The organism is Mucilaginibacter sp., assembly GCF_028288205.1.
Lineage (GTDB): Bacteria > Bacteroidota > Bacteroidia > Sphingobacteriales > Sphingobacteriaceae > Mucilaginibacter.
Window position 1 is genome coordinate 18,311 of sequence record NZ_JAQBOD010000062.1, and the last position, 12,839, is coordinate 31,149.

A 12,839-nucleotide genomic window follows, 5' to 3' on the forward strand; every position below is an offset into this window, starting at 1 on the left:
TTATTTTTTTATAAAATCTGAACGGAAAATCTTATCCCAAAATGGTGAACTTACACCATATCCTTTATCCGGATCCTGGTAATGGTGTAACATGTGATGCTGTTTAATTTTTTTCCAGATATTGCCTTTAAAGTTAAAGTGATGTATAGCATAATGCGATTCATCATAAAAAAGATAACCTAATAAAAAAGCAGGAAAAAATCCATATATATAATTTGCCGGTAAAATAGCATTAAATAAAAAATAGAAACCGGTAGCTAAAGGAATACTTACCGATGGCGGTAATACCAAACGCTTGGCATCGCTTGGATAATCATGATGAACGCCGTGAAAAATAAAATGCAGCCTTAATGCCCATGGTTTATTGGGTGGTGTATAGTGGAATAAAAAACGGTGCATTACATATTCAACCAAGGTCCATATAAATAAACCTAACGCAAACATTTCAAAAAAGATAAGTAACCCTATGTTTTTTTCAACCGCTTCATATATAAAATACCCAATAATGGGCACAAAAATAAATACAGGTACCAGGAAATGAACCTTAGATAAAGCTTCCAAAAGGTCGCTTTTAAACATTCTTACCGATTCTTGTGAATTTGATATATACTTCTTTGCCATGGCTATATCAGGGTTTAAAACGATGTGTTATTTCTCTGCCTGTTGATGGGTCGGTCCCTTTTAATTCTACATAAATAATATTGGGGAGCCAAAAAGAGCCGCCTTCAATTTTAACAAAGATACGGTTAAGCATCATTTGTTTTTGTTCAATAGTTGCGAATATATGATATTTTCCGTCGTTTGCCTTCATCAAAAGCAGCGGAAACTTCTTGTATGATACAAATCTGACATCATACTGATCATTATTTATTTTTTTAGTGACCAAACCATATGCAAACTTACGTTGAATATAATTTAATTCCTCTTTTTGTCCTTTTTCAGCATACCTTAACCAGTAAACATGCATTGGATTTTCATCATCAAGCTGTCCGTTTTTTGCATTTAACTCATAAATAAGTGTATTTGAGTTTGATGTGCGCTGCATGTAAAACAGCCGGCCAATATTTTCAGACGGCACAGCAAATTTATCATCCTGTACTGGGTCTGTAACAGGCGTTTTATAAATTAATTTATGAGGGGTTTTATTTACAGGTAAATAAGAATAAAAAAGGGATAGTAATAGTATAAATAATCTCATCAATCAGCAATGTTAATTCTTTTCTTGTTTTTCAAGATTTTTCTTGGCGTCTCTTAACCTGTTAAATGCGGTAATATTTGTTAATACAGCCAATATGGTAATAGGTATTGTGAATATTGACATGGTTTCAAAAACATGAAACTTTAATCCGGGTACATATAATTTATAATCGCCACCAATGTATAGGGAGCTAATGCCACATAATATAGCGCATGATCCAATAGTTACAACACGCTCTGGCCTTTGCATTAAACCGCCTTTGCTTTCAACACCCAAACCCTCGGCCCGTGCCCTAACATAGCTAACCATCATAGATCCTATCATGGCTACAAAAGCAAATATGGAGCTTAAAAAATAATGATGAGCTACAAGATAATAGCAAATGCCTAAGAACATTATTAACTCGCTGTATCTGTCTAATACAGAATCATATAATGCGCCAAAGGTTGATTTCATGTTGCCTAACCTGGCCACTTGTCCGTCAAGCATATCAAACAAACCGGCAAATAAAATTAATCCGCCTGCCCACCCAACAAATGTAAGATCGTTTCTGTTACCTTCTTCTCCGCCAATAATAAATATAGCAGCTACGCCAACATTTAATACAAAGCCAATTGAGGTAACAGCGTTAGGGGTAAGGCCCAGTTTTATTAAAACTTTTACAACAGGGTCAATAACCTTATAGATACCTAATTGAAGATTTGTACGTATAGATGTTTGTTGCTCCATTAATTATGAACAGCTTATTAAAAATCAAATTTTACCCTTGCGCGAATACCGTATTTAGAAACTTCAGGGTGATCTAAATAATTAAATCTTCTTACCAGGTCAACGCGTACTAATTTAAAAATATTTTCGATACCAATGCTGCCCTCTATATAAGGTGTATTACCTAAAGCATAAGTAATAGGCTGGCCGGTACCTGTAACCGGGAATTGAAATAAATTAGAGTGCAATGCCGGGTTATTTTGATCACTTAAGCCCCCATATATTCCTTTAAACGTAACAACCTCGCGCCATTTTAGTTCTTTTAATAGCGGTATTTTGTTAAAAAAGAAACCTACAAAGTGTTGGTCTATATTCACACTTGCATACCTGTCGCCCACAAACTCTAAAAAGTTCATTAAGTTATAAGAATAAATATCGTAGGCATAAGTTTGATTCGCACGGAAAATAGTTAATAATGGATAAGGAACTTGTCCGAAAACTTTTCCACCTTCTAATGTAACATCTGAAAATCCAAACTGCGATAAATACACTCTTTTATTTATACGGGCATGTAAATTTCCGTACTGGTATGAACCGCCAATGAAGCCTTTAACACCCTGTGTATAATCAAGGGCCAATATTGGGTACTTGCTTGGTATAGGTACCCTGTATATTTTGCCCTGGTAAAATCCTTCATGCGGTGCATAACGAATACCTACAGTAAACTCTGTTGTGGTTAGGTCGTTAACCCTGCCAAACTGATCGTTAAAATATAAAGAACCGGCAGGCGACTGTGTCCATTTGTTAAATCCAAACCTATAGGAGAAATGATTTTCATACTCATGTACATAATCAAATCGGTAATTATCATTATACAGGTACTTATCATTTACACCACGTTTAAATGATAACAAGAAGTTATCCTCTTGCACAAATTGCAGATTAGCACCGGGTATCTTGGTATCGCGCTGAAAGCTTGCCCGTATATAATTTTGCGGGAACTTATAAATAGACTTATCATTAAGCGAATAAGTTGCGCTTAAAAAGCCTTTTAAACGGTCGTCTTTAAAACCATACGCAACATAAGTTTCAAAATAATACCGCTTGCTTAACTCGGGAGTTGTACGGCCGCCAACACGCAGCTTGAAGCCTTCAATAGGGTTGAAGCTGTAAAATGTATTTGCCGGACCAAGTTCAAATTTATCAAATGATTTATAGCCGGCTAATATCAGTGTAGCAATATCAAGTGTACGTCTGAAAGACGGCATATTACGCAAACTATCAACATTTTTATAAACTTTAGATTCGGCCAAGGTCAAAGTATCTAACCTGTTTTCCTCCCAAAACTTAATGCTTCTATGTGTAACTTCATCAGAAGGCTCTAAATCACTATTGCGGGTAACGTAGGTTGAATCAGCACGAGGCTTGTCTACTACATAGTTTTTATAAGTAATAGTTCTGATACCAAATAACCCGCCTGATTTATTTTTGGTTATACCAAAATCTGCCAGTGTGTTGCTTTTGCTTAAATGATAACGGCCATCCGGATTTTGTTCAAAATCCAGATTAACAGTCATTGACTTAACAAAATTTAGGTTGATGTTTTTATTGATGCCAAGTTTAGCTTTTTGTACAGCGTAATTACTATCAAGGGTGATGTATATTTTACCTTCAAAAAGCATATCCTGGGTGTTGCGTGGCGTAAAGCTTAGCTCAACCAGTTTCTTTTTGTCTTCGGTAATAATGGTATCTGTAATAAAGTATTTATATAATGTGGGTCCACCGTTTGCAATAGGGCTTAAAAAGTTATTGGTGATAAGGTTGATACTATTATCATAAATGTCAACTTTATTATACATGTATTTAAAAAACTGAGTTATCCCCTCATTATCAATAGAGCCGCCAAAATTTACATTTTTTTGTCCCAGTATTTCTGATCTTTCTTTTTCAGGATTTTTTCGATAATAATATTGTGTTAGTTTTTCATCTAAAAAAACCGGTAATAATGATTTGCCCGGTACCGTAGTACTGTCACGGTTATCTAATACAAATTTATATTTACGAAAAAATTTCTTATCTGATACTTTAGGAGACAGGTTAGCAATAGAAAATTGCATTTTGTCATATTCTTTGTATTCAACATAATTATAATGCTCGGGGCGGTTTTGTTCTCTATGAGCTATAACCTGGCGTATTAATTCTACAGCCGGGTTACCCTTGTTTCTATATCTTGGTTTTTTACCGGCCTTAATTTCAACCTCGCTAAGCTCCTCGTTTGAAGGTGTCATTTTTATATTAACAACTTGCGATACGCCCGGAGTGATTTTTATCAATACATCTTTATATCCTATAAAAGTAGCCTTTAACTGGGTGTAGGGCTTGTCAGAACTAATGGAATACCGGCCATCGTTATTTGTAGGACCGCCATTAGAGCTGCCTGCAAAACCAACCGTTACAAACGGCATTGGTTCATTATTCTTTGCGCTGCCATCTGTTACTATACCGGTAACGCGGGTAGCCTGCGCAAATAATGATGAGGTAAAGAATAATAGGAAAGCTACAAATGAAAGCTTCCTGAATAAATTTTTTAGATCCATGTAATAATCAAATACAAACTTATTGTGTAACTATCATGCCAGCATATTTTTAACCTATTTTAACATAGGATAAATTGTAATTACTAAGCGGGGGATAATGCTACAGTTATGTTTGGTAACAGGCAGCAAAGGTACAGAAATCCAATAGACTTCTGTGGTCAAAAAGTCAAATAACGAATGCTCATCAACAAAATTTAATAGGTTTTACTAAAATCTGACATTGAATAAATTAAACCATACAACTGTCTGGAGTATTATATTTGCATATACTCCTGCAAGTATATCATCCATCATTACGCCCCATCCACCGGGTAGCAATTCGAGGCGTTTTATGAATAAAGGTTTTAAGATGTCAAAAAATCTGAACAGGACGAAGGCAATTAAAATATAATGTAAAGTTACCGGTACAAAAAGCAAACTGATGAACATGCCGGCCACTTCGTCAATTACAACACGGTTATGATCTTTGCCCCAAATTGGTTCAACTTTATTGCCAGACCATATGCCTAATGCAATTACCCCGATGGTAATTAATATTGAAGTTGAGTTAGAGTAGGTATTATGAAAAATCAAATACCAAAACAAACAAGAAACAAAAGCCGCTATTGTCCCGACACCTTTACCTAAGTAACCAATGCCAAAAACAGTAGCGGCCAGTTTATGAAACAGCATTATTATTTTGCTTCAGCTAACTCTTCATAGTAATCTAAGCCCAGGTGGGTTATCAGATCTTCGCCCATCATATGGCGCAGTGTGTTTTCTAATTTTATCAGTTGTTTAAAAATATCATTCTCTGCATGCAAGCCGGGTGCGGTTTGTGGAGATTTTAAATAGAATGATAACCACTCTTGTACACCACTCATATTAGCGCGTTTAGCCAAATCACAAAATAAAGCCAAATCTAAAGCAATAGGAGCTGCTAATATAGAATCGCGGCACAAAAAGTTAATTTTGATTTGCATTTTGTAACCCAACCAGCCAAAAATATCAATATTATCCCAGCTCTCTTTATTATCGCCATGCGGGGGGTAGTAATTAATACGTATTTTATGGTAGATATTACCATATAGTTCCGGGTTATCTTCAGGCTTAAATATATCTTCTAATACACCCAGTTTTGAAACTTCTTTAGTTTTAAAATTATCCGGATCATCTAATACTAAACCATCACGGTTACCTAAAATATTGTCAGAGAACCATCCGTTAACACCTAATGCCCGTGCCGCAAGGCCGGGAGCCAATATGGTTTTCATTAACGTTTGGCCGGTTTTAAAGTCTTTACCTGCAATTGGTGTTTCTGTTATCTTCGCCAGCTCTATCAAAGCCGGAATATCAACAGTTAAATTTGGCGCGCCGTTAGCAAAAGGTATACCTTGTTTTAAAGCAGCATATGCATAGATCATACTTGGCGATATCAACTTATTATCGTCTTTAAGACCTTGCTCAAATTTTTCGAGTGTGCTGTGAACATCCGAAGCTTCATAGTAGATCTCGGTTGAACCGCACCAAACTAAAACTATCCTGTCGCAGCCATTTGCTTCTTTAAAGTTTTGAATATCGGCTATAACTTGTTGTGCAAGCTCATAACGTGTGCCTTGTTTTATGTGAGTACCTATAAGGTTTTTTGCATAGTTTTTATCAAAAGCAGCCTTCATTGGTACAATTGCTTCCAACTCGGTTTTTATTTTTGACAAAAGTGCAGACTCCAGTACCGCGGCATTTGTTGCAGCTTCATAAACGTTATCTGAATATACATCCCATCCACCAAAAACAATATCGTTTAAGTTTGCCAATGGAACAAAATCTTTAATTTTTGGACGACGGTTCTCTGTTCTTTTACCCAAACGGATAGTGCCCATTTGTGTGACAGAGCCAATTGGTTGTGATATACCCTTTCTTACTGCTTCAACACCGGCAATTAATGTGGTTGCTACTGCACCTAATCCCGGAATTAAAATACCCAGTTTGCCTTGAGCAGGTTTAATGTTTTTTTTCATTGTGTAAATTTATCTATTAATTTATTATTCTAAAGCCATTCATTTTCTTTGTACCACTTAAGTGTTTCATATAGGCCGTCTTCAAGCCCATATTGCGGATAAAAGCCAAGATCTTGTTTAGCTAACTCGATACTGCACGACCAATTAACCGCTGTAAGCTCGTTAAGTTTTTCAATATTTAAAATGGGAGCTTTATTCCTCAAAGAACTTACTTTTTCTGAGATCACAGCTATTAATTTTACAAAGTTTACCGAAAGATGAAACTTAATGGTTTTTATACTTAATATATTTTTAGCCGTATGGCCCAATTCATACCTGTCATAAAAGTTATCATCACTTAAATTGTAAGTTTGCCCACTTCCACGATACAATGCCCTTATACTTGCCTTTGCCAGGTCGGCAACGTATATAAAGCTTAATTTTTGTTGTGTTTTGCCAATGTAAGGTTCAATATGTTTTGTTAATTGCTTAAAGAATATAAATATCCCGGTATCGCGTGGACCATAAACGGCGGTTGGCCTTAATATAGTATAGTTTAAACCGGTAATAGTTTTTAGTTTTCTCTCGGCCAATAATTTGCTTTTGCCGTATGCTGTGATAGGATGGGGTTTTGTTTCTTCAGTTATAATACCCGTTAAAGCTTTAAGCGGACCAACAGCAGCCAGGCTGCTTATTAAAATAAACTTTTTAAAATTACCGCCCAATTCAGCCGCCGCTTTTGCTATATTAAACGTGTATTCAGCATTTATCAACTCATATTCGGCTGCAGACATTGCACGGGTAATACCGGCAGCATGTATTATATAATCGTATTGTTTTTCTTGTAATTCTTTTTTTAGAGCTGGCAGGTCAGCATAGTCTAAATAAGTATATTGAATATCCAGATCTTTTAAGTGATCTATCAAGCTGCTTTTTCGTACTGCTGCAAATACCTCTAAATTATTTTGTAATGCTTCAATGATCAGATGGTATCCAACAAAGCCGCTCGCCCCGGTTATTAAAACCTTTTCTTTCATATCGTCTTTTCGTAGATACGGTATGTTTTGTAGGGGTTACCTTTAATAGCTTCGATGGCTTTATTTATCATCACGTTATTTTCCAGCGTCCATCCGGCATCAGCTGTGGTATAACCTTTGCGTTTATATTCCTTAATAATAGTACCGTATAAACAGGCCTCAATACCCATTTTTCTGTAACCTTCAATTACGCCAAGCGCATATATTCTTATCCCGGTTATTTTGCTTTTGTTAAATAGCAGTTTAAATATGCCGGTAGGTAGTAAGCGCCCCCTTTTAATGGTTTTAAATATCTCATTATAATCGGGCAAGGCTATACCGAAACCTACAATTTTGCCTTCCTGCTCGGCAATTAAACAAAAATCGGGGTCAAGTATTAATTTAAGGTCTTTTGCCAGGTAATCAAATTCTTCATCGGTTAACGGTACAAACCCTGTATTTTTATCCCACGCATTATTATATACTTCCCGTAGGTTAATGGTTTCCTGCTTAAAATTCTTCAAATTTACTTTGCGGATAATGATATTGCTTCTTTTTAAACGCTCCTGCAGGGCATCTAACAGCTTTACGGATTTATCATCATAAGCTTGACCTTTCCAATTCCAGGCAATGAGGTCTATTTGTTTAGAAAATCCTAAGTTTTCAATCAGATCGGCGTAGTAGGGGGCATTATACGTAAACATTAAAACTGGCGGGCTATCAAATCCTTTAATTAATAATCCACAAGCTTCATTTGTAGAAAAATTTACCGGCCCTATAAATTTTTCTGTTACACCTTTGCCCTTCAACCAATCTGCAGCTACTTTAAAAAGCATTTTGGCTGTTTCCTGATCATTTATACAATCAAAAAATCCAAAAAAACCATCATTGGCATGATTGTACTCGTTATGGCTATTATTTAATATAGCAGCGATACGGCCGGTAATTTTATCATCCTCATAAACTAAAAAACCTTGAAGTACATTATGCTTATGGAAAGGATGTTTGGTTAACAGGTCCCGTTGTGCTATAAATAATTCAGGAACGTAGTTGGGGTCGTCTTTGTAAAGATCATGCGGAAAATCAATAAATGCTGTAAGTTCTTGTTTTGAATTTACGGGTATTATCTTTTTCATGCAGATGACGGAAATTTTATAGGCTATATATAAAAAGTGCGGCTATTTATTAAACAGCCGCACTTTTAAATGATTTTATGTTATATTCTTTCTTTAACACCCATTACCACACCAACATCTTTAAACGCTTTAGTTATTTTCTCAACAGCTTCATCAATCTGTTCGAAAGTATGAGTAGCCATTAATGAAAAGCGTAGTAATGATGAGTCTGACGGTACTGCCGGCGATACAACCGGGTTAACAAATACACCCGATGATTGCAGGTGTTTGGTAACCAGGAAGGTTTTATCATTATCCCTAACATATATAGGTAAGATGGGGCTTTCTGTTGGGCCAAGATCAAAGCCTTCATCCAGCAAAAGCTTCATGGCATAGTTGGTATTATCCCAAAGTTTTTGGATGCGTTCAGGTTCAGATTCTATAATATCCAATGCCGCAATAACACTGGCAACAGATCCCGGGGTCATGCTTGCACTAAACATTAATGAGCGTGCCCGATGCTTCATATAATCTATAGTATCATGATCGCTGGCAATAAAGCCACCTAATGATGCTAACGATTTACTAAACGTACCCATTATCAGATCTACATCATCAGTTAGGTTAAAGTGTGATGCAGTACCGGCACCATTATGACCTATAACACCTAAACTGTGTGCATCATCAACCATAATATTAGCGCCATATCTATCTGCTATTTCAACAATCTCAGGTAATTTAACAATATCACCTTCCATACTGAATATACCATCAACAGCAATAACTTTAACAGCTTCTTCGGGCAGCATGCTTAGCTTGCGCTCCAGGTCTGTCATGTCATTATGGGCATACTTTATTACTTTCGAAAATGAAAGGCGACTGCCATCAATTAATGATGCATGGTCATATTCATCCAATATCAAGTAATCATTTCTGCCTGTAACGCATGATAAAACACCTAAATTAACCTGGAAACCTGTGCTAAATAACACAGCAGCTTCTTTACCTACGTAAGTGGCCAGCCTGTTTTCTAATTCTATATGTATATCAAGCGTACCATTCAAAAATCTTGATCCCGCACATCCCGTACCATATTTGTCAATTGCTTTTTTTGAAGCTTCTTTGATCTTTGGGTGATTAGTTAGACCCAGATATGAGTTTGAACCAAACATTAACACGCGTTTGCCATCTATAATAACTTCGGTGTCTTGTCCAGACTCAATAGGTCTAAAGTAAGGATACAATCCTTTCTCCCTGATCATTGCTGCATCTTTAAATTGAGCAATCTTCTCATGTAGTTTTTTAACCATGTATTAACCCTGCTTAAATTTTTTGTAAAAATACCATGAATAAGTTTATAACCTATATTTAGTATGTAATTTTTTTAAACATTCCTCTTTTTGAAAAAATGTAGTGTTATTCCCACACGGCAAATTAATTAATTTTTTTGTTTATTTAGTGCCTCTATTTTGCATTTTTTTCAAAAAATTATTAAAAACATGCTTATCGATAGGTTTTGTGTAGTATTTAAGTAAAAATGTTGTGGTTCATTTTTAATTAAATATAAATGCTTCATATTCGCACTCTCTAATAAATTGAAACTAAACAAGTGCAGGAAACCTATTCCCTGCGTTTTTTGTTTACAGATCATGTGATCACTCTATTCTATGAAAAAACTACATTTATTGTTAATAATTAATTTAACATTAATTTTACCTACTATTCTTTTTGCACAAACAGGTGCAGATAGTATACCTAATGTTATCACTTTAAAACAAGGTGTAATTTTCGCATTACGCAATCAACCGGTGGTTAGGCAGGCAGCCATTGATCAACAGATCAATGAAAGAGATATAAAGATAGGTTTAGCAGGTTGGTTGCCGCAGATTAATTCGTCTGGTGCGTATAACCATTATTTTAAAGGCAGCCCGGTTGCTTCTACAACTCCGGGTGTGGTATCAAATATTGATGAGTATTCAAGCCTGGGTTTACAAGCCAGCCAGATTATATATAATAATGATGTGTTACTGGCAGCAAAAACGGCAAATTACTCCCGTTTATATTATAAGCAAAACACACTAAGCAGTCAGATAAATGTAGTATCTGATGTTAGTAAGGCATTTTTTGATGTGCTATTATCGCAAAAGCAATTAAATATTATTAATGAAGATATTGTAAGGCTGCAAAGGAGTTTAAAGGATGCTTATAACAGGTACCAGGCCGGCGTAGTTGATAAGATAGACTATAAGCAAGCTACTATAGCACTTAATAGCGAACTGGCTACCCGTAAACAAACTGCTGAATCTATTAATAGTAAGATGGCATACCTGAAACAAATAATGGGTTTAAATCCGCAGGCTAAAATAACATTAGCCTATGATTCTACCGGTTATGAAAAGGAAGCTTATATAGATACCAATCAAACCCTGAATGTAAATAATCGCATAGAATATCAGCAACTGCAAACCGAAAAGAATTTAAAGAATTTAAATGTTAACTATTATCGTTTAGGATTTTTACCATCATTATCTGCCGTTGGCAGTTATAATTTGGTATACTTAAACACCAGGGTATCTGAACTGTATAACAATTCTTTTCCAAGCGCTTATGCAGGTTTAAGTTTATCACTGCCTATATTTCAGGGAGGTAAACGCCTGCAAAATTTAAGTAAGGCCCGGTTACAGGTTGAACGTGCCAGTCTGGATATTGTTAACTCACAAAATACTATTAATACAGAATATATACAAGCATTGGCAAGTTATAAGAGTAATTATACTAACTGGCAAATACTAAAACAAAACGTAGACCTGGCTACAGACGTATACAACGTAGTGAGCTTACAATACCGGGAGGGTATTAAAACCTATCTGGATGTAATAGTAGCGCAATCAGATCTGCGGACGTCTGAGCTTAATTATTATAATTCGCTTTTTCAGTTATTATCAAGCAAAATTGATTTAAAAAGGGCATTAGGTATACTTAGTGTTGACCAGTAAAATATAAAGTAAACAACTATCTGCAGTAATGCAGTAAATAAAACACTCACAACTATTACATTCTACTAATGAGAAAAAAGTATATATTTTGGTTAGCCCCTGTTGCAATGTTAGCGTGGGTATCATGTAAAGATAAAGCAAAACAAGATGCTCCATTACCGCCTATTCCTGTAAATATTGCTACGGCCGTAAATGCTGATGCTGTTTATTATGACCAGTATCAGGGAACTGTTGTTTCACTAAATACTGTGGAACTGCGCAGTCAGGTTTCCGGGTTTATAACCGGCATATTTTTTAAAGAAGGCGAGGTGGTGCAAAAAGGTAAGGCATTATATGAAATTGACAGGCGCAAATTTCAGGATGCATTAACCCAGGCACAGGCAAATTTATACAATGCAAATGCCAACTTAGATAAAGCTAAAAAAGATGTAGACCGCTATACTATGTTGTTGAAAAACGACGCGGTAGCACGCCAAACCGTTGACCAGGCAACTGCTACTTATGAAACAAGTAAAGGCCAGGTAGAAATTGCCAAAGCTGCTGTTTCATCAGCAAAAACAGATCTTTCTTATTCAATTATAGCTGCACCGGTTACCGGTCGTATCGGTATATCACAGGTAAGATTAGGTTCACAGGTTGTTGCAGGTACAACCTTGTTAAATACCGTGTCGAGCGAGAATCCTATAGGTGTTGATGTTGTGATTAACGAACAAGACATTAACAGGTTTTATAACCTGCAAAGAAGAAGTACTGATTCTACCTTTAAACTCCAATTATCTGATGGTGTGACCACTTATAATAAACCGGGTAAAGTTTTAGCTATAGATAGGGGAGTGAATAACCAAACCGGTACTATAAAAGTACGTGTGCAGTTCCCTAATGATCAGGCTTTGCTAAAAGATGGTATGAGTTGCGTATTAAAAGTATTGAATAACGAATCCGGTAATCGTGTACAAATCCCTTATAAGGCTGTATCCGAGCAAATGGGCGAATTTTTCGTATTTATATCGCAGGATACCATAGCAAAACAACAAAAGGTTAAATTAGGCCAGCGTGTTGGAGCAAATGTTGTAATAATGGATGGGATAAAAGCAGGGGATAAGGTAATTACCGAAGGTTTTCAACGCTTGCGCGATGGTGGAAAAATTACTTTAGGTATTCCTGCACAAGCCCCGGCCGGCCAGGCAAAGCAACAAGCAAAGTAACCCGGGTTTTTTATAAAAAACAATAAGA

Annotated in this window: 11 protein-coding genes; 2 read left to right on the forward strand and 9 right to left on the reverse strand. The window is 36.0% G+C overall.

Features of this window, described 5'->3' with window-relative positions; all coding sequences use genetic code 11:
- The 9 genes from JWR23_RS15855 to JWR23_RS15895 all read right to left on the reverse strand — a co-directional run bounded on the left by JWR23_RS15855 (position 1) and on the right by JWR23_RS15895 (position 9,920).
- Positions 1–621: a sterol desaturase family protein gene (locus JWR23_RS15855; RefSeq protein ID WP_299517244.1), complete on the reverse strand. Its 621-nt coding sequence runs from the start codon at positions 619–621 to the stop codon at positions 1–3.
- 7 nt (positions 622–628) lie between these two features.
- Entirely contained in the window at positions 629–1,198 is a 570-nt protein-coding gene (locus JWR23_RS15860) for a DUF4833 domain-containing protein (protein WP_299517245.1), read from the reverse strand.
- Between the two features lie 12 nt (positions 1,199–1,210).
- Positions 1,211–1,927, reverse strand: a complete 717-nt coding sequence (locus JWR23_RS15865) for a CDP-alcohol phosphatidyltransferase family protein (protein WP_299517246.1) — start codon at positions 1,925–1,927, stop codon at positions 1,211–1,213.
- 17 nt (positions 1,928–1,944) lie between these two features.
- Positions 1,945–4,503 (reverse strand): DUF5686 and carboxypeptidase-like regulatory domain-containing protein, encoded by a 2,559-nt coding sequence (locus tag JWR23_RS15870; protein WP_299517247.1) that lies wholly within the window; start codon positions 4,501–4,503, stop codon positions 1,945–1,947.
- Between the two features lie 207 nt (positions 4,504–4,710).
- Positions 4,711–5,175 carry a phosphatidylglycerophosphatase A gene (locus JWR23_RS15875; protein WP_299517248.1) on the reverse strand — a complete coding sequence of 155 codons (465 nt, stop codon included), beginning with the start codon at positions 5,173–5,175 and terminating at the stop codon, positions 4,711–4,713.
- 2 nt (positions 5,176–5,177) lie between these two features.
- On the reverse strand, positions 5,178–6,500 hold the full coding sequence (locus tag JWR23_RS15880) for an inositol-3-phosphate synthase (protein ID WP_299517250.1): 1,323 nt from the start codon (positions 6,498–6,500) through the stop codon (positions 5,178–5,180).
- A gap of 29 nt (positions 6,501–6,529) precedes the next feature.
- The gene (locus JWR23_RS15885) at positions 6,530–7,516 is read right to left on the reverse strand and encodes an NAD(P)-dependent oxidoreductase (protein ID WP_299517251.1); all 987 of its coding nucleotides are present in this window, start codon (positions 7,514–7,516) and stop codon (positions 6,530–6,532) included.
- A complete protein-coding gene (locus JWR23_RS15890) occupies positions 7,513–8,631 on the reverse strand; it encodes a GNAT family N-acetyltransferase (protein WP_299517252.1) in 1,119 nt (372 codons plus the stop codon). Before JWR23_RS15890 ends, JWR23_RS15885 begins: the two co-directional genes overlap by 4 nt.
- Before the next feature lie 80 nt (positions 8,632–8,711).
- Complete coding sequence (locus JWR23_RS15895; protein WP_299517253.1) at positions 8,712–9,920, reverse strand: pyridoxal phosphate-dependent aminotransferase family protein; 1,209 nt, start codon at positions 9,918–9,920, stop codon at positions 8,712–8,714.
- Positions 9,921–10,277: 357 nt separating this feature from the next.
- Between JWR23_RS15895 and JWR23_RS15900 the strand changes: the two genes are divergently transcribed.
- Both JWR23_RS15900 and JWR23_RS15905 read left to right on the forward strand, forming a co-directional pair.
- The gene (locus tag JWR23_RS15900) at positions 10,278–11,606 is read left to right on the forward strand and encodes a TolC family protein (protein ID WP_299517254.1); all 1,329 of its coding nucleotides are present in this window, start codon (positions 10,278–10,280) and stop codon (positions 11,604–11,606) included.
- Between the two features lie 68 nt (positions 11,607–11,674).
- The gene (locus tag JWR23_RS15905) at positions 11,675–12,811 is read left to right on the forward strand and encodes an efflux RND transporter periplasmic adaptor subunit (RefSeq protein ID WP_299517256.1); all 1,137 of its coding nucleotides are present in this window, start codon (positions 11,675–11,677) and stop codon (positions 12,809–12,811) included.
- The last annotated feature ends 28 nt before the right edge of the window (positions 12,812–12,839 follow it).